The organism is Marinomonas sp. ABL3_031 (assembly GCF_056161265.1).
On record NZ_JBSWYU010000001.1, the window covers coordinates 246,161 to 270,190 of the forward strand.

Genomic DNA, 24,030 nt, shown 5'->3' on the forward strand with positions numbered 1-24,030 from the left:
CCAATGCAGCCTGCTGGTCACCAGATTATCTGGCTTTATTTCATTTAATTAAGCTTTAAGCAGGCGTGCTGCGTCTTTTGCGAAATAGGTTAAGATGCCGTCTGCACCAGCGCGTTTGAACGCCAACAGCGATTCCATCATGACACTATTTTTATCTAACCAACCTTTTTCAAAGGCGGCCATGTGCATGGCATACTCACCGCTTACTTGATAAGCAAAAGTGGGTACTTCCAATTCTGATTTCACGCGGCGCACTATATCTAAATAAGGCATGCCAGGTTTCACCATGACCATATCAGCACCTTCATCTAAATCCAGCATGACCTCACGGATGGCTTCATTGGAGTTTGCTGGATCAATCTGATAAGTGAATTTATTGCCCTTGCCTAGATTTCCGCTTGAACCAATCGCATCACGGAAAGGCCCGTAATAGGCGGACGCGTATTTGGCAGCGTACGCCATGATTAGCGTATTAATAAAGCCTTCGGCTTCCAATTCATCACGAATTTCACCAATACGACCATCCATCATGTCTGATGGTGCGACTACATCGGCTCCCGCTTGTGCATGAGACAAAGCCTGCTTGACCAAGGTATCCACGGTAACGTCGTTTAATACGTAGCCTTCATTATCAATGATGCCGTCTTGACCGTGAGTGGTATAAGGATCCAACGCCACATCGGTTAGTACACCAAGCTCGGGAAACTCTGCTTTCAATGCACGAACGGCTCTTTGCACCAAACCGTCTGGGTTGTATGCCTCTTCAGCCAATAAAGATTTTTGATTAGCTTCGATCACGGGGAAAAGAGCGACGGTAGGAATACCAAGTTCAACCAATTCTTTGGCTTCTTCTAATAAAACATCGATGGAGACTCGTTCAATGTTCGGCATAGAAGGCACGGATTGGCGTACTTGAGACCCTTCTAGAATGAACATTGGATAAATTAAATCGTCTGCAGTGAGATGATGTTCGCGCATTAGGCGACGAGAAAAATCGTGTTTACGCATGCGGCGCATACGAGTGTATGGAAAGGTCATCCACATATCTCCTTTTCGCAGTGTAGGAATGTACGTTAGTAATGTGACAATAATAAGTCAGTCACCTGAGAAATGCCTTGCGTTAAAGCAATTCTCAGTACTTTGTCCCATTTATTACTCAGTTAGAGGTTTCGATCAGCTCTGCTTCGGCTTCTTCTAGGGCTTCCTGTGCCATAAACCAAGCTTCTTCACTCTCTTCTAAAGACTTTTTCCATTTTGCTTCATCGTTAAGTAATGCTTGTAGCTGATCTTTCTTTTCAGCTTCATAAAGGCTGGTGTCGGCCATTTGATCGGAGATTTTATCCAGCTCCGTTTGCGCTTTATTTACGGCTTTTTCGTGTTGTTCGATCTGTTTGCGCAAAGGACGCAGTTTTTCACGTAACTCAGCGGCTTTACGACGCTCTTCTTTACGATCCACTTTAACTGGGTTGGAAGTATCTTGTGTTTTGTCTTTGCGATTGACTTGCAGTTGACGTTCCTGTAGCCAGCTATGGTAGGTCGTTAAATCCCCATCAAACGCTTTAATCTGTTGATCGGCTACTAAGAAAAACTCATCGACCGTACTATTGAGTAAGTGACGATCATGCGACACCAATAAAATAGCGCCAGGAAAAGCTTGTAAGGCTTCCGTTAAAGCTTGACGCATTTCCAAATCCAAGTGGTTGGTCGGCTCGTCCAGTACCAATAAGTTGGGTTTGGTCCAAGTGATTAAGGCTAAAGCCAGACGGGCTTTTTCACCACCAGAAAAGCCTTTTACGGGGCGTAAGGCATCATCGCCAATAAAACCAAAACCACCAAGATAACGGCGTATATCGCTTTCCAGTGCTGTTGGGGTCAGGCGTTGAATATGGAGTACTGGTGAGGCTTCCAAATCCAAAGCACTAAGTTGATGTTGGGAGAAGTAACCTACGGCAAGGTTTTCACCGCGCACTTTTTCCCCATTTAACAAAGGGATCTCACCGACAATGGATTTGATAAGAGTCGATTTACCCGCACCGTTAGGGCCCAATAGACCAAGACGCTGACCATCGCGAATGGAAAAATTAGTGTTGGCTAATTGTACTGAAGCGCTGTTGCTTTGTGTTTGATAACCCAAGTCGGCCTGAATCAAATTAACCAATTGAGCCGAGGTTTTGTCCGCTACTGGGATGCTGAATTCGAACTGTGAATCAATGTGTGCAGGACCAATTAGCTCCATTTTTTCCAGCATTTTTAAACGACTTTGCGCTTGTTTGGCTTTATCCGCTTTATAACGGAAACGATCAACGTATTGCTGTAAATGAGCACGCTTTTGTTGCTGCTTTTCGTAATTGGCTTGCTGCTGAGCCAAATGTTCTGCACGCTGACGTTCGTAATCCGAATAGTTTCCTTTATAAAGTGTTAGTTTCTTTTGATACAAATGCACTATGTGAGTACAGATGCCATCGATGAAATCCCTATCATGGGAAATCAATAATAGTGTTCCAGGGTATTGTCGTAGCCAGTTTTCCAACCAAAGTATGGCGTCTAAATCCAAGTGGTTGGTTGGCTCGTCCAATAGCAGAACATCGGAAGGGCACATTAAAGCTCTGGCTAAGTTAAGGCGAATGCGCCAACCACCGGAAAAATCTGAGACGGCTTTTTGCATGTCCGCCATTTTAAAACCTAAACCTTGTAGTAAGGTTTCAGCACGGGATTGAGCACTATAGCCCTGCGCGTTATCGTACTCAACCAGCCAATTCGCATGGGCATTGTCATCGCCAGCCGCTTGAGCTGCGGCAATGTTGGCTTCGATCTTGCGCAGCTGGTCGTCACCATCCAGACAATAGTCTAAAGCCGAACGCTGGCTCTCTTCCACTTCTTGCGCCATAAAAGCGATGCGACGTTGTCCCGGTAAGATGATTTCTCCCGTATCGGCTTGTAGGTCACCCCGGATCATGGCGAATAAGGAGGACTTGCCCGCGCCGTTGGCACCAATAAGACCGACTTTTTGGCCTTCAAAGATAGTGAGGTCGGCTTCTTCTAATAAAAATTGTGTGCCACGTTGTAAACTGACTTCGGTGAACTGGATCATAAAACTGGTTTATCTCTTACCCCAAATTGAGGGTCGCAGTGGATGTGGGACTATTTTAGAGCGGCCTAATAAGAAACGAAATAGCAAAGCGCGTTGTTACAGAGTTTTGCAGTGGATGATTATACAATGCAAGGGTAAAATGGCGCGCATCTGTATTAAGAGTTTATTGACTCAGCTTAGGGCTGAGAAGGTGCTATTTAGTGAATAATGTATCGGTTAATGAAATCCAGCGATTTTCTTTTGATCACACCAATGTGCGCGGTGAACGCGTACTGTTGAGCAGTGCTTATCAAGAGATTATTCGTCGTAAAGATTACCCTCTAGCGTTAGAGAAATTATTAGGGGAGTTTGTCGCGGCCATTGCGCTATTGCGTGACATCATCAAAATTGATGGTGTGTTATCTATGCAGGCAAAGGGTAATGGCTTTTTGTCGACCTTGATGACGGAATGCGACGAATTTCAAAACTTGCGTGGCATCATTCAATGGGATGAGTCGCAGACAGTTCCAGAAGATATTTCACTCAAAGAAGTTCTGGCAGATGGCTATCTGGTGATTACTATTCAGCCAAGAAATGGTCAGCGTTACCAAGGCATTGTGGAAGTGGTTGGCGATACCTTAGCGGAATGTTTAGAACAATACTTCTTGCAGTCAGAGCAGTTGCCAAGCCGTGTTTGGTTGGCGGCAAATGGATCACAGTGTGGTGGTTTGTTTTTACAGCGTTTGCCTCAGGAACAGGCAAAGGCGGGTGATGAAGACGCTTGGGATCGCTTTACACACCTTGCGTCTACCGTAACAAATGACGAGTTGTTGGGATTGGAAACGCAAACCCTATTGCATCGTCTTTATCATGAAGAAGAACTGCGCCTGTACGATTCTAAACAAATGCAATTTGGTTGTTCTTGTTCTCGTCAACGTATGATGGATGCAGTGATGTCATTGGGAGCGGAGGAAATTCGTGAGCTCTTGATAGAGCAGGGGAGCATCAAGGTGGATTGTCAGTTCTGTGCTGAACAGTATACATTTAATGATGCTGATCTTAACGATATGTTAGGCGACCAAGCGCAAACGCACTAAGCTTGTCTTTTTTCTAAGTGGGTTGGTCGTGTATTCATTTAGACTGTTCATGAAAACTTGGCGTGATTGATGAGATCACGCCAAGTGATGATGCCAATCACATAATCTTCATCGTCTACAACAGGTAAGCAGGAAATATCCACCTTTCTTAACCATTCTAGAATGTCATTAATCGGTGTGTCTGCTTTCACTCGAATGGGTTGGCGTGTCATGATTTGGTGAGCAGCGCGATTCAGAGTATCTAAATCTCTTGCTTGTTCGGTCACACTGTCTATGAAAGGACTGACTAAGCGTAAAATATCTCTGTCTGAGATGATACCGACCAACTTATCTTGATTTGTTACTGGCAGATGGTGAAATTTATGTTGTTGGAGCAGTGATATGATGTGCGGCACTCTTTCATCCATGTCGACACAAATGACAGATTTTACCATGATATCTTGTGCTTTCATTATTTGAGTCTCCATGCCTTTTGTCATGATTTATCTAGCGTGATGATGAATATAACCAATTACAAATAGTCGCTAAATCAAAGCAAGTTTTTTGTTAATGCTGTAAACATCGTCGTTAATGTTACTAAAGTCAATAATTTTGCAGGGAACGGGTTTTGTAAATTGTGAATATATCAACAAACTTATACTAAGGTCTCAAGACATTGCCGACAAAATCCGTATAATTATCGTCAATCTGCTTAGAATCAACGATAGCTTGTAGGTTATTTGATCAGTTCTCCTTAGTAAGAGCATGAGTATTCTAAGAAACCGAGAAGAAAGTTATGCAGTACCTCCTCAAATAAGAATTAACTGCTGGCCAAAAGCCCTCTTTCTAACATCAGTCTCAACTTTACAATTGGGTATGACACGGCGAAATTTTATGAACTCAAATTCTGTAGACGTTTTACTCGTCGGCGGCGGTGCCATGAGCACTACATTAGGCGTATTGTTAAAACAACTTGATCCACAAATGTCCATTATGATGGTGGAGCGTTTAGACAGTGTTGCAAAAGAAAGTACGGATGGCTGGAATAATGCGGGCACGGGCCACGCAGCGTATTGTGAGCTAAACTACACGTCACAAAATGAAGACGGTACAGTCAATATAGACAAGGCTGTAAACATAAACGCCGCTTTTGAGGTGAGTCTACAGTTTTGGTCTTACCTAGTTGAACAAGGATTAATGCCGGCTCCTCAAGAGTTTATTAACCGTGTGCCGCATCAGAGTTTTGTGTGGGGTGAGCGTAACGTGAAAAATTTGAAAGCACGTTATGAAGCCATGAGTGCGCACCCTGCTTTTAAAGAGATGCAGTACACAGAAGACCGAGAACAAATGGCGCAATGGATGCCTTTGATCATGCAAAATCGTACTGCTGATGAGCCATTAGCAGCAACTCGCATTGAACATGGCTCGGATGTTAACTTCGGTGCCATCGCGCGCAACATGAGCAAACTGTTAGAAAGCTCGGAAAACTTTGAGTTAAGTCTGAAGAGTGAAGTGACCGAGTTAGAAAAAAACTCTGACGGTGACTGGAAAGTGACCTTGGATGTGAATGGCAAAGAGCGTGTAGTGGATGCTAAATTTGTTTTCTTAGGCGCAGGCGGAGGTGCTTTGCCCTTGTTACAGAAGTCTGGCATTAAAGAGAGTGACGGCTACGGCGGTTTTCCTGTTAGCGGTCAATGGCTAGTATGTGAAAAAACTGAATTGGTTGAGCAGCACTTTGCAAAAGTTTACGGTGCGGCGCCAATTGGGGCGCCACCTATGTCAGTACCGCATCTGGATACGCGTATTATTGATGGCAAAAAAGCTATTTTGTTTGGCCCGTTTGCTGGTTTCACAACCAAGTTCCTTAAAACCGGCTCTTTCTTAGATTTACCAAAAAGTGTTCGTTTTAATAACATCAAGCCTATGTTGAGTGTGGGCAAAAACAACATGGACTTGACGCGTTATTTGATTAGTGAAGTGATGCAATCACACAAAGATCGTTGTGACTCTTTGCGTCAGTTTTTTCCTGATGCGAAAGATGAAGATTGGACTCTGGCGTACGCGGGGCAGCGTGTTCAGATTATCAAGAAGGACGAAAATGGCTCAGGTAAGCTGGAGTTTGGTACCGAAGCGATTACCTCTGAGGACGGATCCTTAGCGGCTTTGCTGGGGGCATCTCCGGGGGCATCCACAACAGTAAACACCATGATTGGTATTCTTGAGCGTTGTTTTCCAGAACGCTTAAATGAAGGTGATTGGCAAGTTAAAATGAAAGAGATGGTTCCATCCTACGGTGAGTCTTTGACTGAAAATACCGATTTATTGTTGTCTATTCGCCAACGCACTTTGGATACCTTAAAACTCAAACCATAAGGTATGTGTTGTTTTGAAAAAAGCTGGGCCTTTTGTCCAGCTTTTTTATACCAGTCAAATTAAGAGATGAATTATGCCAATGACATTTGCAGAACGTGCGGACCAGCTGTGTGATAAATTGCGCGACTTAGAGCACCAAGCTCAAGAAGGTGATGAGCTATTCTTTTGTGCTTATTTACTGGGACTGCTTGGTTTGCACAGTAGTGCTGAAGGGGAAGGGGCGGACAACTTTGATCATGCATTCCATGGCACTTTGCTTGATACCTTAGAAGCAGAAGGTATGACAGAGGAAGACCAGCAGCAGATTATTGCTCTTTGGCAATCCATCACTCAGTAAAAAGCGTTAATGCTGAGAATGTGTTTGTTGAGAATAAGTGTGCTGTGATTAAAAAAAGAGAAGTCAAATGCTTCTCTTTTTTATGCAATTTTTTTGCTGGCGATTTACAGGCTAGGTTTCTCAGGTCTTGGTGCGTAAGCAAATACATCAGAGAAACAGTTAGACTCTTGTAAGCCTTGGCTTTCCAGTTGCTCAAGGGTGCCATAAACCATGCCGACCGAACCACTGATAAAAGCATAAGCGTCACTTAGGTCAGCATGATCGGCCAAAATCGCTTGGTATAACCAGCCAGTGCGGCCTTGCCATTGCTCGGAGTCCTCATTGACTACCACATTAACCGTAAAGTTAGTGTTTTTTTGTGCTTCTTCAAGCCAAGCTTGTGCAAAGTTGTCTTGTGCTGTGCGAACACCCCAATAAAAGGACACCTTACCTTTAAATTTACGCGCCACTAAATCGTCAAACAAGCTTTTAACTTGGGCAAACCCTGTCCCGCCAGCTATTAGCAAAATATGCTCTGAAGACAGAGGCAGTATGCCATTTTCTAAATGGCAATCACCACCAGGGGCTTTCAATGTGACATCACTAGACTGAGTTAGGTGTTGAATCACTTTGCCTGCTAAAGAATCAGGGTCAGAAACTAAGATATATAGGGTGAGTTTAGGCAGCTCATGAGGAGCACTACCAATGGAGTAGGGTACTTGCTCACCAGTAGGTAGTTTAATCATTACATACTGACCAGCGATAAAACGAAAGTTGTCGAGCTCTAAGTTAACTTGATAAACGTCTTTGTTAATAAGTTCTACAGCTTTCACCTTAGCGGTTACTTCATTCATCATATATCTCCATAGCACATTGGCATTATTCAGTCGCCAATGCCTTTCAGGCTGAGTTCAATGTAAAAAAAACCACTTATAAAAAGTGGTTTTTAATTCAATTTTTGGGCTTACTTATTCTTGCCCTTCATGGATTCAAAGAACTCATCGTTCGTCTTAGTCACACGCAGTCGATCAATGAGAAATTCAGTCGCGGCGATGTCTTCCATTGGGTTCAACAGCTTACGTAAGATCCACATGCGTTGTAGTTCGTCTTCTGAGGTCAGTAAGTCTTCGCGCCGTGTGCCAGAGCGACGAATATTAATTGCAGGGAAGGTGCGTTTTTCAGCAATCTTACGATCAAGATGAAGTTCTGAGTTACCTGTACCTTTAAATTCTTCGAAAATAACTTCGTCCATTTTCGAACCTGTGTCGACCAATGCCGTTGCAATAATGGTTAAGCTACCACCTTCTTCAACGTTACGTGCCGCACCAAAGAAACGCTTTGGACGCTCGAGTGCGTTGGCGTCCACACCACCTGTCAGTACTTTACCAGAGGAAGGGATGACAGTGTTGTAGGCTCGTGCAAGACGAGTAATGGAGTCTAGCAAGATAACCACATCTTTTTTGTGTTCAACCAAGCGTTTGGCTTTTTCAATGACCATTTCGGCAACCTGAACGTGGCGTGCTGGTGGCTCGTCAAAGGTCGATGCGACAACTTCACCGCGCACGGTGCGCGACATTTCGGTTACTTCCTCAGGACGTTCATCAATTAGTAACACAATCAAATGACATTCAGGGTTGTTGCGGGTAATGGAATTGGCAATATTTTGCAGCATGAAGGTTTTACCAGCTTTTGGTGGCGATACCACCAAGGCACGCTGACCTTTACCCATAGGGGCAACTAAATCAATGATGCGGGACGTAACGTCTTCTGTAGAACCATTGCCGGCTTCCATGATCAAACGTTCGTCGGCAAATAATGGTGTTAAATTTTCAAATAAGATCTTGTTACGAACACTGTCAGGCTTATCGAAGTTGATTTCATTCACTTTTAGTAGGGCAAAATAGCGCTCACCGTCTTTGGGAGGGCGGATTTTACCTGCAATAGTGTCACCAGTTCGCAGGTTAAAGCGACGGATTTGACTGGGTGATACGTAAATATCATCAGGTCCTGCTAAATAAGAGGAATCTGGTGAACGTAAAAAGCCGAAGCCGTCTTGTAATATTTCTAGAATACCATCGCCATAGATGTCTTCACCGCTCTTAGCATGACGCTTAAGAATCGAGAAGATAACATCTTGTTTGCGAGAACGAGCCATATTGTCTAGGCCCATTTCTGAAGCGATTTCTAAAAGTTCGTGTACTGATTTCTGTTTTAATTCGGTAAGGTTCATAAACGGGTTTGTATAAGCTCATTTGAGGAAAATTGACAGGATTAAGTGGCTCCACCTTATTTGGACCAGTTAATCTGTGTCTGGAAGTATCTAACAATGTATCAGCTACTCGGCACCGAAGAAATGAGCAAATAATAACAAAGCATGCTCTATTTATAAGGGCCCAGAAAGGGCAAAGCCAATACAGCGCGAAACAATTTGATTGGAATTTTAAAGTGAATCAACATCTAAGCTTCACTCTAAAACCAACCATACTATAGATCGACTTGGCGATGAGGTCTATAGAGAAAAACAGTAAAAAAGCAATTTTTGGTAATTTTTTGATCAAAATCTATTGTTTCGTCTGTTTGACGCAAAAAATAATGCGTCAGTTTTCTATCGACGGCCAATTGAATGGAGATAATATGCTGATACTTGTTCGTACCTTTCTACTTAACTTAGGTGATATACTCTAGCGACTTTTTGATGTCAGCAGGATAAGGTTTTCTGAATGCAGTCACTCTTTTTGCAACAAACTCATGATTTTCCGTTTGAAAAAATTGCTGCCATTGATCTTGGCTCCAACAGTTTTCATATGGTGGTTGCGCAGGTGACTCATGGACAGTTGCGGATCACCAGTGAATTTGGTGAAAAAGTACAGCTAGCAGCCGGTTTAGTAAAGGGGCACTTGGATGATGAGTCGCAACAGCGAGGTTTGGAGTGTTTAGCGCAATTCGCTCAAGTCATTGAGGATATGCCACCTGGTTCTGTACGTGTGGTAGGCACCAATGCCTTACGTGTCGCGAAAAATCGTTATGACTTTATTGGTAATGCCATGGATATTATCAGCCATCCGGTGGAAATTATTGCCGGACGTGAAGAGGCGCGACTCATTTATGTGGGTGTATCTAATACCATGGATCACGGTGAAGCTAAGCGGTTGGTTGTGGACATTGGCGGCGGTAGTACGGAGTTCATCATAGGTAAGCAATTGGAGCCCATTCTTACCGAAAGTCTGCATATGGGGTGTGTGAGTTTTACTAAGCGTTTCTTTGACAATGGCATTATTACCAAATCCAATTTCCAAAAAGCGGTCACGGCCGCTCGTCTTGAGCTATTAAGTATCCAAGATGATTACCTTGATGAAGCATGGGATATCTCGATTGGTTCATCTGGTACCATTAAAGCGGCTTTTAATATTGTCAAAGAAAATAATTGGAGCAAAAAAGGCATTACGCCTAAAACCATTAAACAAATTCAAAAAGCCTTGTTTCAAGCAGGTCATGCTGACGACATTGATTTGATGGGGTTAAAGCCAGAACGTAAGCCGACTTTTGCCGCTGGTATGGCGATTTTGACGGCGGTATTCGAATGCTTTGATATTAAGCAAATGGACTTTTCAACGGGTGCCCTAAGAGAAGGGGTGTTGTACGACATTATGGGACGATACGCCGAAACGGACATCCGTGAACGTACCGTCAACTATATGTTGAATCAGTACCATATTGATACAGAGCAAGCCAAGCTAGTGACCAAAACGGCGCTATCTGCGTTAGAGCAGGTCAAGGAAGCTTGGGGGTTAAGCAATATTTCCAGTGAAGACTTGCTACGCTGGGCGGGCTTATTACATGAAGTGGGTGTCGGAATCTCCCATAGTCGTTATCACAAACATGGCGCCTATATTATCAGTGAGTCGGATATGCCGGGTTTTTCTCAACAAGAACAACAGGCTTTAGCTAATCTGATTCTGCGTCATCGAAGAAAATTTAGTCAGTCATTGGGTTTTCGTTTTACCAAAAGTGATCAGCAAGACCTAGATCGTTTGTCCATTTTGCTACGTCTATCCATTTTATTGCATCATGATAGAAAAGAAGGAGATATGCCTATTTTTACGTTAAAAGCTGACGGTAAGAATTTGCATGCGGAATTTTTAGCGGGCTTGTTGGATAGTCGCCCTTTGACTTTGGCAAACCTACAAAGAGAAGCCGAAATGTTGGTCTCTAGTGGCTATGATTTCACTTTCGAGTAGTATTGAATTCACTAATATTGCTAAAGGTTAGGGAGTTAATGTCTCTGTTTAGCTGAGCTTTTCAATGGTACGGTAAAGCTCAGCGACTTCGTCACGCTGCAATCCGCTTACTCTTTTCATGCGACCAATGCTTGACGAGACTTGAATAGATTCATTGCCTTCTTCCTCTTTACTCTCTTTGTCTTCTTGGAGCTTAGATAATTGAGATTGAGAGGAAGATAGCAATTGCCTAGCTTGTTCGGACAAATCAACACTTGGCTCATTGTTTTGCCTAGATTGAGACTGCGAGCGGGCCTCTACCGTTGGCTGAATTGTCGGTATAGTTAATCGATTTAGCGGTATAGATGAAATAGACATAGTAGTACCTCGCAAGACACAACTTTGCTATAAGAGTAGTACAAAAGTTAACTTTCTGCCGAAAATGTTGTAACTTTTTGTTATTAGACTGTAATTGCTAATTTTCTTTAAGTCAAAATTTAATCATGTGCTCTCTTGATGGGATAAGCCGGGTTAGAGGAAAGATTGATGAAAACTAATAATTATTTTGCAATCTTACTCATCATATTAGTGCCTTTGTTATATAAGGATGATATTGTTTGAGTATAGATATTGAAAAAACCGTGCATTTAACAGAGCAAAACGTCTGCTTTCTTAATGCCTTGATTGCACTGAATAAGCAGATCGCCTGTTGTAAGTAAATTGCTTGAAAAAGGATGCCACATGAGTCAAGACAACCTACCAATTGAACACCTCTATTTTACAGAGTCGAATTTGGAGCAAATCCTAGAAAACTTGGATGTTGTAAGAAATCACATTCATCCACAGGTACTAACAGAAGGTGCGCCTAATGTTGAACAAATTTTTCCGTCTGTTTGTCTTATTGGTTTAGGTCGTTGTGGCTCTAATATTGCGTTAGATGTGGCATCTTTAGTATACGATGCACGTGCCAATTATATGCGTGAAGTTGAGAATCAAGAGTTACTGGATTCAGAGCGAGAATTTCGTCCAATGCGCTGGATTCGTAAGCATCTGCCCATTGAAGGCAAAGACGGTTTCAAACCCGTATTTTTAATTGAGCCGATTGTGCTGCTGGGTGATTTGGATAAAGACATAGAGGGTCGTATACGTTTCTCTAATCAGGAAGGACGTGAGCAGTTTCTGGAAGAGTATAAAAAATTGCAAATCATGGACTTGTCTGAAGTTCATGCTGGTGGCGCTGGTAACGCGCCAATTTTGGGTCAATATCTTGCCAAAATTATCCTTAACAAAGATACCTCAACTTTCCGCAATGAGAACTGGAAGCACATGCATTCCTACCTAGTGGATTCTTGTGGTATTAAAGCCAATCAATCACGTCTGTACTTCTACATTTTCAGTGCTGGCGGTGGTACGGGTTCAGGGATGGCCTCTGAATTTGGCTTGGCGCAACAATTTTCTTACTTAAGTAAAACCTTTGATTATCGTTCTGATCAATCGCAATTGGTCGATAAGCGTCACAGTTTTGTCTTTGAGCCTATCTTTACTTCTGGCATCTGTATTCTGCCAAACATCTCAGGTAAGAATGTTGAAATCTCGGAAGCGTTGCACATTAACGCAGGTCGTTTGTTGACCAAATACATTTCTGAAGAGTGGAACTTCTCTTATAACGAAGAGCGTGAGGACGACGAAGTACCTGCGGATGTCATGGAGCGCATTCGTCCTTGGAATTCCATGATGTTGATTTCCAATGACATCATGCGTTATGCCGAAGAAGAAGACGGTGGTGATGCGGATAGCATTGATGTGAATACCATGGAGAAATATGCGAACCAATATATTTCTCAACAGATTTTCAACATACTGACTGCTCAGGCGGTGACGACTGATTACGATGAAGAGTATTTCCGTCGTGCGGGTATCGATATTTCTGAAACCATTCGCCTTGATGCAAATGATTTGTTTATGAGTTTGGCGGGTCCTGTTGCTGTCGCTTATGCGGAGAGTGTGGTGGGACCTGGTGTTCATCAAGATATGGTTGATATTGATGACTTGTTCTGTCGTTCTATTGAATTGCCTCACTTTAATGAAGATACCTCAGCCATTGAGGGTGTGAGTGTGTTGCCAGTAGAATCTGATCGTTATCGTCAAGCAATAAAAGATTTTCGTAAGAGTGGCTACGATGTGAGTAAGTTGAGTGACTTACACTTCTTCAAAAACTGTTCTTCAATCGTGTCCATTATTTCTTTGCCACGAGACTTTAAACTGTCTTTCACTGCGTTGAATCGTTTGAAAATGCATTTGAATCGTTTGTGTCCAAATACCACATTGAAGCGTTACGCTTTGGTAATAGGTGCATCGGCTAACTTGTCTTTAACCACCTTGATTGCGAAGAGTCCGTGTTTGAGCGATGACTTTTTGACCTTGATGGTTGCTTATATGAAGCGCTGTTTTGCCAAAGACGATTATCGTTATACGGATGAAGTGGATCATGCCATCATTGATATGATTCAAACCGATGAATTTGATGAGAGCTTAATCGAAAAATATTTCATGACGCATGAAAACCCAGCGAAAATTTTGGATACCAACTGGTATGCGATTAAGCCAATGTATGAGAAGAAATACCGTGAATTAATCGATGATACTCAACAGTTTGTCTCCATTAATGATATTCGTTTGGACATCAGTAATGTGAAAAACGCGATTAAGTATCTGCGCGAAATTTACCGTCATCGTATCAGTAAGACTAACGTACTGTCTCTTAACCTTTGAGTTGGATAATAATGTTAAAAAAACGCCTGTGGGGGTTTCCTTACAGGCGTTTTTTTGTGACTTCAATTTCATTTTGCAGATGGTAATTCGAAGTTAAGTAGATGAGTAATGAGAGGTAATATATTTTTACAACATACGTTGTAATGTTTTTGAATCGAAAGTCTCAGTTCAATATGGCTATCTCGGATAAAGGCTTAAATGAACAAATATCATTTATCTCTCTGGTAAACCCGCTATTTCAAATTAGGAGCGAATCTATTCGAACTAACATTTCATACAGGCATCACAACGAATGCCTCTATCATTGTTACTCAATATAGCCGCCAATTGCCTGAATGGCTTGCTGCGAGTCTCTTGGTGATACCCAAACCGCTAACGCGGTTTGTTCTTGCCCATTGTTAGGTATATCTGGCATGGCAATCTGCCAAGCACCTTTTCCGGGAAGCGAAAAGTAATTCAGCACGACGAAATCGTGTGTCAGCTTCTTGCCTCGATTTTCACCAGCGCTTATGCGGCTCTCGATGCCCATACCCAGGTAAGCAACATTCAATAAGTGAGGTTGCTTTGAATCAAATTGAGCATCGAGGATTCCTTGGTCTAAAGTCACAGATAGCTCTCCGACTTTCTGATCAATATGTGGAATATCTCGCGCACCCCGAAACCAGATTCGCCACTCTTTGCTGTCCACTAAAATACCGGGTGTGTAGACCTGACTCAGCAAACCTTCTTGTCGATACTGGCGTTGTCGGTCACTGAACTCCGCTGTGGAAAACCGATCCTTCCAACCTAAGTAGTCCCAATAATCCACATGGAAGGCCACAGGTACAAAATCTTTAAACAGCCTTTTCTTATTCTTTAACGAGGTCAGCCAGCGGTCTGCTGGTGGGCAACTGTTGCACCCTTCCGAAGTGAATAACTCCACTAATTGTGTTTTCGATTCACCACTACGCCATTCCTGCGCAAATGTATCAAAAGTAAGGGCAGTAAGAACCACTAACCAAAGCATTTTCATAGGAAACCTCCAAGCCGTTATAAAGATTGGAGACGTTACTTGTGAAAAGGTTCCTTAAGAAAGTGGTTGGTGTTTGTGTCGCCGATAATCTTGCAACCCAGATAAAGCTTTAATGGAACCAAAGCGTAGATAGGGTCAGGCTCGAAGAGGTGCCACCTAACATTTATTGATAATCCCACTTTTTTGTATTGCTTTCAGCATCAATATAAAATATCGTACTAGTACGCTGATACATTGCTAACGAGATAAGCACCGTTTCAAATGCAAAAACTAATTCAATATTTACGCGACGTGGAAGACGATGCGCAGATGGAGCGTAAGCTCAATGCGCTTTTGACTCCGAATGAAGTAAGCGAAATGCAGCATAGGTTGCAGATTTTTGAGCTGCTTTCACAAGGTATTCCACAACGAGAAATTGCTAAACAATTGGGTGTCGGCATTGCCACTGTCACCCGTGGCTCCAGAGCCTTTAAGGAACTACAAGATAATGACTTCGTTTAATAAAGTGCCTCCGCGCATTGAGCTACCACGTAAACCAAAATACGTGACCATCAGCTCTAACTGTGACTTTTTTGGGCTTTTTAAGAAAGTTGAAAAACGTTTTGATAATTGCTTTATGTTGGAATCCTTGGGAGAGGAGAGTTACATCTCTCGTCACTCTATTATTGGATTTGACCCTGAAAAGCTGCTTTGGGCGGAGAAGAATCAGTTATTTATTCAAGACAGGGAAGGCAATACTGAGGCTTATGAGTCCGAGAACCCTTACTATTTGCTGCGCAGTATTGTTCCACAAAATATTATTTCTCGTGGTTACGCGGGTGGCCTAACTGGTTACATTGGCTACGACAGTATGAACTACTTTGAGCCAACTTTAGACCTACAAGCGTCTGAGATGTTCGATGCGTTTCGTTTCGGTCTTTATACTGACGGTTTGATTCTCGATAAGATGACTGGTGAAGTTTTCTATTTCTACTACGAAAACAACCGCCTTGATCTGGTTCAGGAAATGTTGGATGCACCCACACCTGAAAACGGCGAACTGACGATTACGCCAACGGGAGATTCGATGAGTCGTGAAGATCATGCGGATGCCGTTGCTAAGGTTAAGCAGGACATTATCGACGGTAAGATTTTTCAAGTCGAAGTGGGCTTCAAAAAATGGTTCGAGCTGGATGGCGACACGATCGGTATTTATGAACAGCTGCGCGAGGTGAACCCATCACCACAAATGTATTACGTTAAGTTTGGCGAGCAAAAAGTCATTGGTGCAAGCCCTGAATTATTGTTCCGTTTGCGCCAAGATGAGATGGAAACCTTCCCACTTGCTGGTACGGCAAAACGCGGTGTGGATGAAAAAGAAGATCGAGATCTAGCACGTGCTCTGTTGAATGACCCGAAAGAGATCGCTGAACACAATATGATTGTCGATCTACATCGTAATGATATTGGCCGTGTGGCGCGATTCGGTACGGTGAAAGTACGTTCATTAATGGACATTAAACGCTTTAGTCACGTACAGCATATTTCCAGTGAAATCGTCGGCATTATGGCCGAAGAGCATGACATGTTTTCTGCCTTAGCCAGTAACTTTCCTGCCGGAACTTTGACTGGCGCGCCTAAAATCGAAGCAATGAAGATCATTGATGATCTTGAAAACGATGGTCGTGGTCCATACGGTGGCGCGGTTGGTCAGTTCTCCTTTAATGGCGACTGTATGTTCGCCATTCCGATTCGTACCGTGTTTGCTAATGGCAATAAAGCCTATGTGCAAACCTGTGGTGGTAATGTGTACGATTCAAATGCCGAAGATGAGTACGAAGAAATTCAACGTAAGTTTGCGGGAACCAAGCGGGTATTAGACAGTTTCAGTGAAGGAGCGAAAGGATGAAAATTTACATCATAGATAATTACGATTCCTTCACTTACAACCTGTACCAGTTTATTGGTGAAGTGTTGCAGACAGAACAAAGTCAGGGGCGTATCGAGCAATTTGAGGTTATTGTAAAGCGCAACGATGAAGTGACGCTGGAAGACATTCGACAAGCGGCACCAGATCGTATCATCATTTCACCTGGGCCTGGTTCACCAGACGATAAAGCCTATTTTGGTGTGTGTGCTGAAGTTATCTTAGCGTTTGGCAAAACCACTCCTTTGATGGGGGTTTGTTTAGGGATGCAAGGGATTTGTCATGTGTTTGGTGGCAAGGTGGTCAAAGCGCCATTGCCTATGCATGGTAAAACCAGCCCAATTCAACATAATGGCGAAGGCATTTTTCATGATATTCCAGATCAATTGGAAGTCATGCGTTATCACTCGCTGATTGCACAGGCCGAAAGTTTTCCTGAGGTGTTGGAAGTGACCGCCGCAGTGGGCAGTTTGAGTGCTGAGGCGTTTGCCAATCTTAATGGTATCCGTCAAGGTGGCGAATTTGAGATCATGGGCGTGCGTCATAAAGAGTATCCCATTCAAGGCATCCAATTCCACCCTGAGTCCTTTGCGACAGAAGGCGGGAAGGATTTGATTAAAAACTTTTTATTCGATGTTGCGTAAAAATCAACGCAGTATTGATCTTCGGAAATGGGGTGGACTCTCCCTTTAGATTAGTGGTTTTAAAAACTAATCTTGGCACATAGATGCCTATGCTGGGGAGTCCATCCCATTTCCTTAATAGAGTCATTTCATTTTTTAAGTTGATATTTATCCTAGGGTGGAAATAAAATAGGGGAAAAGCTTTTAAATTCCTTTCAAATTATCTATAAAGTACTGATTAGAAATAAAAAAGACCTGCGAGAAGAAGAGTGATGAAGGATCTACCACTTAAGAAAAAACTGCTTGTTGTTATAATTGCTACTGTTGTTGCTTTGTTCATAGCAATATATGGTATCAGGTTGATGGGAAAGGTAATTGATTTTGCTTATCTAGAGCGTGAGCATATTCTAGCGGTTACTAGTGCTGAATACGATTTAATGCAGCCGAATCCTAAGATTGAACCCTTACTAAATCATCTTAAATACGCTAAAGAGCAAGCGATAGCGGTTGGCGAATCCATTTTTGTAGTCGAAAAATTATTATTTCGCCTGTTAGGTCATGGAGTCTTGCTGGATCTTGCTATTGAAGACGTTAAGCGTATTGATTTGATTTTAGCGGAATTGCAAAACATAAACTCTGATTCTTTGTCAGCAGAACAGGTAAATAAAATAAACAAACTAATGGAGTGGTCGGTTACCAATTCAGCTGTATTTGGTTCTGGTTTAAGGGATGTAGGGAAGTTAGTAACCTTTCTTGTATATGCCTTAGTGATTATAGTAATTGGCTTTATTATTGCCCTGTTACGTTTCATCATAGTGACCTCTATTCCACCACTTGAGAAAACAACGGAAGTGACTAAAGAAATTGCTAAAGGCAATCTGAATATTAATTTAAATGCTAAGCATATTGAAAGCTCTACATCCGAAATGGTTGAAGGTCTTCGTGATATGATTCTCGCTATAAAAGCCGTTATGTTGGAGTTATCGGAAGCGGCTACTTCTAACGGTGTTATTTCAGAACAAACCTTACAAGGTGTTAATCGACAGCACGATGAAGTCCGTCGATTGGTTGAATCAATGCAAGAAATGAATTTGACGATTCAAGCCGTTGCTGATTCAGCTGAGAATGCGAGTGAAGCGACCAAAGAGGGACATCAAGATTCGTCTGAGAGCGTGGGCGTTGTTAATGAGGCAGTTTCTTCTATTATTCAACTTGCGGATGAAGTGCGAAATTCCACGACAGCAATTAAGAAAATTGAGTCTGATAGTCAGAGTATACTGTCTATTGTCAGTATGATAAATGAGTTAACAGAGCAGACCAATCTACTGGCATTGAATGCGGCAATTGAAGCGGCCCGTGCTGGTGAAGCTGGAAGAGGTTTTGCTGTGGTTGCTGACGAAGTACGTTCATTAGCACAAAAAACACAAGACTCAACGGGCCAAATTCAAGGCACCATTGATCAATTAAAAAGCAGCACACTGGGTGCAGTTAATATTATGGATAAGTGCTGTGATATCGCTGAAGAATCCGTTAATAAAGCGAATGCTGCAGGGGATGTTATTCAAGATATAGCGGAAAAAATGTCGCATATATTGTCTCTAAACCAGCAAATCTCCAGTAAGACAAAAGAACAAGAGTCAGTCACTCAAAAAATTACCAGTAGTTCTGAAGCTATTAACTCTGTTGCTGATGATGCCGCAAGTGGTGCGAAGCAGACATCTAAGTCGAGCTCTCATTTGCTAGAGTTAGTGAATCAGATGGATAAGGTGGTCAGTAAATTTAGTGTTTAAGCTATTTATTCTTGAACTGTGAAGTTCATTGCTAGGGAGAGGAATATGAAACACGTTTTAGCGTTGCCGCAAGTTGACGTTCAAAATTCGCAATCTAGGAAAGACTATTTACAGAAAATGCAAAAGCTCTATGCTTTTACTTTGACGTATGATGGACAAATTGCAACCATCAATAGTCTGCCAGATCGAGAAAAGACGACTTTCTATTATAAGCTGAAATCCATACTCAATTTGGCGGGTTTACTGCCGAGCCTTCCCTCGTTTGTGATGAACCGCATTAAGTTTAAATATCTTAAGCGTCCCTTCACGCGTTTCGATGATTACTTTTTTTATTCAAAATCACCATTTCCTAATACTGAGATGCGTGAACATTTTTTAGATAATAAGTATTTAGGTTACCAACGAGTAGCGGGTATGAATCCCGTTGTTTTAGAAGGGGTTAATAAAGAAAATTCGTTACCTGAGTGCTTTAAAATAAGCGCTGAACACTTGGGTATGACTCAGCAAGCATTTGATGATTGTTTTGAGGATGGACGCTTCTACATGACAAATTATGCCATGTTGAAGCCTTTGTTTGAGAATCCAGGGTTTGTTGACAATGTGCGTAAATACATAATGCCTGCGATTGCTTTATACACACTTAATCAAGACGGCACGTTAAAAATTGAAGCCATTCAATTGGATGCAACTAAAGATACGGATGAAGAGTTCAACCCTATTATTACGCCTGACGATGACCGCTGGAATATGGCGCGAACTTATATTCAAGCGGCCGATGGAACGCATCAAGAGTTGTGGACACATGCCACAAGAATTCATTATGTACTTGAATCTGTCATTATGGTTAGTTGGCGGCAATTGGCGGATAATCACCCTTTGCTTGCTTTGTTACGCCCTCACCTTAAATTTACATTAAGTGTCAATGTAAATCCCCTGTTTCAGAAAGAGCCTGATGGAACAATCCCTTCGTTTGGAAAGATGTTTGGTTGTGATAATGAAACCTTAGTGGCTTTCATGGGGGAGGGGATGAACCGCTATAGTTTTAAAGACTTTTTGTTGCCAAATGACTTAGCGCGACGACATGTTAATGATCCTAGATTGCTTTATCCGTATCGTGATGACGGAATACTGCTTTGGAATGAAACACTTCGATACGTTACTGAGTATCTGGATGTCTGGTATGAGAATGATCAGATGGTGGTGGACGATTTTGAACTGCAAAACTGGGCGAAAGAGCTTGGTGGTGATAAAAAACAAAATAATTGTGGTCTGACGGATTTTCCCACATTTTTTGCTGATAAAGAGTCACTTATTAAGATAGTAGCGCATATTATTTTTATTGCGACAGCACATCATTCGTCCGTGCATTATCCTCAATATGAGTGCGCAGGTTATGCCCCTAATTTGCCTTTTTCTGCCTATCAACCACCATTAACCCCAGCTGAAAACTATCAGTCTGAAAAAGGTTTGGTGTCGTTTTTCCCACCTTATGATCAGGCCTTAGAGCAAAGTTTTATTTTTTATCTAACAAATTTCAAAGTAAATCGTATGGGGCAATTTGATGATAGTTTTATGGATTCTAAGATTCGCCCCATTATTCGTAAGCATCAATTGAATTTAGAGAAAATTCATCAAGAGATAGAAGCGCGTAATGCGACTCGCATTTATCCCTATAGGTATATGGATCCCAAAAATATTCCTAATAGCGTGACGGTGTAAGGACGTAAATGTCTGCTGTTGTATAGGAATTTTAGAGTAGAAATCAGTAAAGCAGGAGAAGCTTATGCTGTATTTTAGATTTTTTCGTCAGCACAAAAAGAAAGTAATAGCCATTCTATTATTACTTATTCTAATTATTATCATCATTCGAAGTGACAAGGTTCAAGCTATTATTGGGCAGTTAACGCCGCAATCCATGCCGGAATTAATTGTTAAGCAAAATGGCAAATGGATCCCACAAGTTTGGTTAGAGCAAAATTGGGATAATAAGCTAGATGACCCTAGCGCACATACTAAGAAGTATCACCATATCAGTCAGGGTACCAGAACCATTCCGTTACCTTATGAATGGTTTGTTAATATTGAACAGCCAAGTTCATCATTGTGGTTAATGCCTTTTAGCTCTAAAGGTAAATTTATATCAAATGATTATTTATTACGTATTGGCTTTATTCGCAGTAAAGAAGATCAACTATTAAACCCCGATGGCTTGCCAATTGGTTTTGCGCGAACCTTTTCACAGAATATGACAGGTATAAATGGCCAGACCGAAACGGTAGGTTTTACTTGTGCAGCCTGTCATACCAGCCATTTTGTCTATGACAATGGGGTGACGGGACCACGTGAATACATAATAGAGGGTGGTCCTGCAACCACCGATTTTGGCTTATTACAGAGTAATTTAACTGCTGCAATAGGGCAGTTAGTTATTTCCGCAAAGGTGCCCTTGCTAGGAGGGCGTTTTGATCGTTTTGCCCGTAATGTATTAGGGAATGAGTATGGCCCAAGTACTAAGGAAGCTTTGTCAGATGATTTGGTGACGTTTGCCAAATCTCAGTTAGCTGGGGGAGATCAAATACAAGTGACAGAAGGCTTTACCCGTTTGGATGCACTTAATCGTATTGGTAATGCGGTTTTTTCAGAAAATATTGGTCGCCCGGAAAACAAAACTGCCATCGATGCGCCAGTGAATTATCCACACCTTTGGACAACTTCTTGGTTTGATTGGGTGCAGTATGATGCGTCTGTAATGGGGCCATTGATTCGAAATGTTGGTGAAGCTTTGGGGGTAAAAGCTTTTCAAGATGTCGTTTCTCCGATGAAGGATAATCGTTTTAGCTCCTCTATTCCGATTGGTAATTTGGTCTGGGTTGAGCGCTTTTTAGGTGGGCCGCAACCTACTAAGGAAAAAGGCTTTCAAGGCTTACAGGCGCCTAAATGGAATATGACCAAAATAGATCAAAGTCTTGTGGATAAAGGTCGTGTTTTATATCAAAAGAACTGTCAGGGGTGCCATTTGCCGCCCATAGACAGTGAAGAAATTTGGGATAAGGACAAGGGGTATATTGGTCCTATTGTTTGGTATGCCAATGGTGTAAAAAGAGAAACCAAAGACGTTTTAAAATTAAAAATTTTACCATTGGAACGTATTGGAACCGACCGTAGTCAAGCAAAAGTTATGTTGAATCGCACCATGAACACCAGTGGTAACGCAAACGGTTCCATTATTGATCAAGAGTCAGGTATGCAGATTGATAGTAATATTTGCGCGCGGGATTTTAACGTTGCGACAGCCACAGAAATTGCGTACATGGATTCAACGTTAGGAGATCAATCCAGTTTGTTTGAGTCTAATGATTTTGTGCCTTTGACTGAGCGTTGGGTGACGGATGGGGCAAATGTCAGCTTTGGCTTCGCATTAGCTGCGACAGTCGAACAAACGATAAATGCTTGGTTTAATGACAATGGTTTGAGTAATCCTAGGTTACAAGAAGAACTGAAAGAAGGGCGTCCGAATTGTATTCAAGCTGGAATGGGCTATAAAGCGAGACCATTGAATGGTGTTTGGGCAACGCCACCCTTCTTACATAATGGTTCAGTCGCTACTATCCGTGATTTATTGTGTCCAGCTGAGGGTAAACGTCTTGAGTATATTCAGCTAGGCAATATTCGCTACGATACTGATAATCTCGGTGTTCTTCAGCCTGATGGTTATGTAGCGGAAGCGAGAAAACTGATTAAAAAAGGCATGAACTATGATTCAGATGGCTTTTTTATTCTTGATACCAATATGGAAGGGAATCGTAATACGGGGCATCATTTTAGCGATAAGTATGATTCTAATAAATTAATAAATCAGCAGTTACCGGGGGTAATTGGTCCGAAACTTTCTCCCGCTCAGTGTGATGCCCTGATTGAGTATTTGAAAGTGCTTTAACAGGGACAAAATCGCTCTGTAAAAGCATTTTTTTATGTGAATGAGTAATGTTTCGAGGTTGTTTATGAAATTCCGCAAGTATCATGCGTTAGGAAATGTTTATTTGCTAATTCCTCCAGCGGAATTTCCTGATGAATCTCCGGCAATGAAGATTAAGAATATCTGCCATCCTCACTATGGTGTGTCTTCAGATGGCTTGCTAGTTGGGCCTTTTGAGTCCGAGGTAGCAGATTTTGGTTTGCGTATTTATAACCCTGATGCCAGTGAAGCCGAAAAAAGTGGCAATGGGCTGCGCATATTTTGTCGTGCTTTATGGGACATGGGCTTGGTGAAAGACAAGACTTTTACCATAGAAACCTTAGGTGGTGTGGTCTCGGCGCAAGTACAGGATGTCGGATCGCGTGTGGACGTAGAGATGGGGAGGGTGTCTTTTAATAGTCAAGATATTCCTATTTTAGGTGAACCAAGGGAAGTCTTACTAGAAGAGATCAATGTCATGGATAGTAAGCTTGTTTACAGTGGTGCGACCATTGGCAATCCTCATTGTGTGATATTGACTGAAGAAGCCACAGAAACCCAAGCTAAAGAATTTGGCCCTTTACTTGAGCACCATCCGAATTTTCCCAATCGAACCAATGTGCAGTTTTTGCAGGTGATTGATCGCGGTCGTATCACGATTCAAATCTGGGAGCGCGGTGCTGGTTATACCTTGGCATCGGGCAGTAGCAGTTGTGCTGCCGCCGCGGTGGCCTATAAGTTAGGTTTATGTGATGCCAATATAGAAGTCATGATGCCGGGCGGACAGATCAATATCCACATCAGTGAGGATTATCGAGTGAGCATGAGTGGGCCTGTAACCTTTGTGTGTCAAGGTGAGATAGCGCAAGAGTGTTTGTCTCAAGTATTTCACTAACCTGATATGGTGATTTGCGAGGAGG

19 protein-coding genes are annotated in these 24,030 nt (G+C 42.3%); 12 read left to right on the forward strand and 7 right to left on the reverse strand.

Annotation, left to right across the window (positions count from 1 at the left end; translation table 11 throughout):
* Positions 1 to 48: 48 nt before the first annotated feature.
* Both hemB and ACXAH2_RS01280 read right to left on the reverse strand, forming a co-directional pair.
* Positions 49 to 1,038: a porphobilinogen synthase gene (hemB, locus tag ACXAH2_RS01275; RefSeq protein ID WP_475076009.1), complete on the reverse strand. Its 990-nt coding sequence runs from the start codon at positions 1,036 to 1,038 to the stop codon at positions 49 to 51.
* A 118-nt stretch (positions 1,039 to 1,156) separates the two neighbouring features.
* Complete coding sequence (locus ACXAH2_RS01280; RefSeq protein ID WP_475076011.1) at positions 1,157 to 3,091, reverse strand: ABC-F family ATP-binding cassette domain-containing protein; 1,935 nt, start codon at positions 3,089 to 3,091, stop codon at positions 1,157 to 1,159.
* Positions 3,092 to 3,291: 200 nt separating this feature from the next.
* On the opposite strand from ACXAH2_RS01280, the gene hslO reads away from it, so the two are divergent.
* The gene (gene hslO / locus ACXAH2_RS01285) at positions 3,292 to 4,167 is read left to right on the forward strand and encodes an Hsp33 family molecular chaperone HslO (RefSeq protein ID WP_475076012.1); all 876 of its coding nucleotides are present in this window, start codon (positions 3,292 to 3,294) and stop codon (positions 4,165 to 4,167) included.
* Positions 4,168 to 4,214: 47 nt separating this feature from the next.
* Here the strand turns inward: hslO and ACXAH2_RS01290 are convergent, their stop codons facing one another.
* The gene (locus tag ACXAH2_RS01290) at positions 4,215 to 4,619 is read right to left on the reverse strand and encodes a CBS domain-containing protein (RefSeq protein WP_475076013.1); all 405 of its coding nucleotides are present in this window, start codon (positions 4,617 to 4,619) and stop codon (positions 4,215 to 4,217) included.
* A gap of 403 nt (positions 4,620 to 5,022) precedes the next feature.
* Here ACXAH2_RS01290 and mqo point away from each other — a divergent pair, with 403 nt between their 5' ends.
* Both mqo and ACXAH2_RS01300 read left to right on the forward strand, forming a co-directional pair.
* Positions 5,023 to 6,519 carry a malate dehydrogenase (quinone) gene (gene mqo / locus ACXAH2_RS01295; protein ID WP_475076015.1) on the forward strand — a complete coding sequence of 499 codons (1,497 nt, stop codon included), beginning with the start codon at positions 5,023 to 5,025 and terminating at the stop codon, positions 6,517 to 6,519.
* 73 nt (positions 6,520 to 6,592) lie between these two features.
* Positions 6,593 to 6,856 (forward strand): YfcL family protein, encoded by a 264-nt coding sequence (locus ACXAH2_RS01300; protein ID WP_475076016.1) that lies wholly within the window; start codon positions 6,593 to 6,595, stop codon positions 6,854 to 6,856.
* A gap of 104 nt (positions 6,857 to 6,960) precedes the next feature.
* On the opposite strand, the gene ACXAH2_RS01305 is transcribed toward ACXAH2_RS01300, so the two are convergent.
* Positions 6,961 to 7,692 carry an NAD(P)H-flavin reductase gene (locus ACXAH2_RS01305; protein WP_475076017.1) on the reverse strand — a complete coding sequence of 244 codons (732 nt, stop codon included), beginning with the start codon at positions 7,690 to 7,692 and terminating at the stop codon, positions 6,961 to 6,963.
* A gap of 107 nt (positions 7,693 to 7,799) precedes the next feature.
* A complete protein-coding gene (rho, locus tag ACXAH2_RS01310; protein ID WP_353667198.1) occupies positions 7,800 to 9,065 on the reverse strand; it encodes a transcription termination factor Rho in 1,266 nt (421 codons plus the stop codon).
* A 490-nt stretch (positions 9,066 to 9,555) separates the two neighbouring features.
* Here rho and ACXAH2_RS01315 point away from each other — a divergent pair, with 490 nt between their 5' ends.
* Entirely contained in the window at positions 9,556 to 11,073 is a 1,518-nt protein-coding gene (locus ACXAH2_RS01315) for a Ppx/GppA phosphatase family protein (protein WP_475076019.1), read from the forward strand.
* Between the two features lie 48 nt (positions 11,074 to 11,121).
* On the opposite strand, the gene ACXAH2_RS01320 is transcribed toward ACXAH2_RS01315, so the two are convergent.
* Positions 11,122 to 11,430 carry a hypothetical protein gene (locus tag ACXAH2_RS01320; protein ID WP_475076020.1) on the reverse strand — a complete coding sequence of 103 codons (309 nt, stop codon included), beginning with the start codon at positions 11,428 to 11,430 and terminating at the stop codon, positions 11,122 to 11,124.
* A gap of 363 nt (positions 11,431 to 11,793) precedes the next feature.
* Between ACXAH2_RS01320 and ACXAH2_RS01325 the strand changes: the two genes are divergently transcribed.
* Positions 11,794 to 13,824 carry a hypothetical protein gene (locus ACXAH2_RS01325; RefSeq protein WP_475076022.1) on the forward strand — a complete coding sequence of 677 codons (2,031 nt, stop codon included), beginning with the start codon at positions 11,794 to 11,796 and terminating at the stop codon, positions 13,822 to 13,824.
* Between the two features lie 307 nt (positions 13,825 to 14,131).
* Here the strand turns inward: ACXAH2_RS01325 and ACXAH2_RS01330 are convergent, their stop codons facing one another.
* Positions 14,132 to 14,836 carry a DUF1223 domain-containing protein gene (locus ACXAH2_RS01330; RefSeq protein ID WP_475076023.1) on the reverse strand — a complete coding sequence of 235 codons (705 nt, stop codon included), beginning with the start codon at positions 14,834 to 14,836 and terminating at the stop codon, positions 14,132 to 14,134.
* 261 nt (positions 14,837 to 15,097) lie between these two features.
* Between ACXAH2_RS01330 and ACXAH2_RS01335 the strand changes: the two genes are divergently transcribed.
* The 7 genes from ACXAH2_RS01335 (at position 15,098) to dapF (ending at position 24,005) form a co-directional block, all read left to right on the forward strand.
* The gene (locus ACXAH2_RS01335; RefSeq protein ID WP_475076024.1) at positions 15,098 to 15,337 is read left to right on the forward strand and encodes a Trp family transcriptional regulator; all 240 of its coding nucleotides are present in this window, start codon (positions 15,098 to 15,100) and stop codon (positions 15,335 to 15,337) included.
* On the forward strand, positions 15,324 to 16,724 hold the full coding sequence (locus tag ACXAH2_RS01340) for an anthranilate synthase component I family protein (RefSeq protein ID WP_475076026.1): 1,401 nt from the start codon (positions 15,324 to 15,326) through the stop codon (positions 16,722 to 16,724). The genes ACXAH2_RS01335 and ACXAH2_RS01340 overlap by 14 nt, the downstream gene beginning before the upstream one ends.
* Positions 16,721 to 17,386, forward strand: coding sequence for an anthranilate synthase component II (locus ACXAH2_RS01345; protein ID WP_475076027.1), 666 nt, complete (start codon positions 16,721 to 16,723; stop codon positions 17,384 to 17,386). Before ACXAH2_RS01340 ends, ACXAH2_RS01345 begins: the two co-directional genes overlap by 4 nt.
* Positions 17,387 to 17,727: 341 nt before the next feature.
* Positions 17,728 to 19,155 carry a methyl-accepting chemotaxis protein gene (locus ACXAH2_RS01350; RefSeq protein ID WP_475076028.1) on the forward strand — a complete coding sequence of 476 codons (1,428 nt, stop codon included), beginning with the start codon at positions 17,728 to 17,730 and terminating at the stop codon, positions 19,153 to 19,155.
* A gap of 45 nt (positions 19,156 to 19,200) precedes the next feature.
* Positions 19,201 to 20,874, forward strand: coding sequence for a lipoxygenase family protein (locus ACXAH2_RS01355; RefSeq protein ID WP_475076030.1), 1,674 nt, complete (start codon positions 19,201 to 19,203; stop codon positions 20,872 to 20,874).
* Positions 20,875 to 20,938: 64 nt separating this feature from the next.
* Positions 20,939 to 23,092: a di-heme-cytochrome C peroxidase gene (locus tag ACXAH2_RS01360; RefSeq protein ID WP_475076032.1), complete on the forward strand. Its 2,154-nt coding sequence runs from the start codon at positions 20,939 to 20,941 to the stop codon at positions 23,090 to 23,092.
* Positions 23,093 to 23,156: 64 nt separating this feature from the next.
* Complete coding sequence (gene dapF, locus ACXAH2_RS01365) at positions 23,157 to 24,005, forward strand: diaminopimelate epimerase (protein ID WP_475076034.1); 849 nt, start codon at positions 23,157 to 23,159, stop codon at positions 24,003 to 24,005.
* Positions 24,006 to 24,030 lie beyond the last annotated feature (25 nt).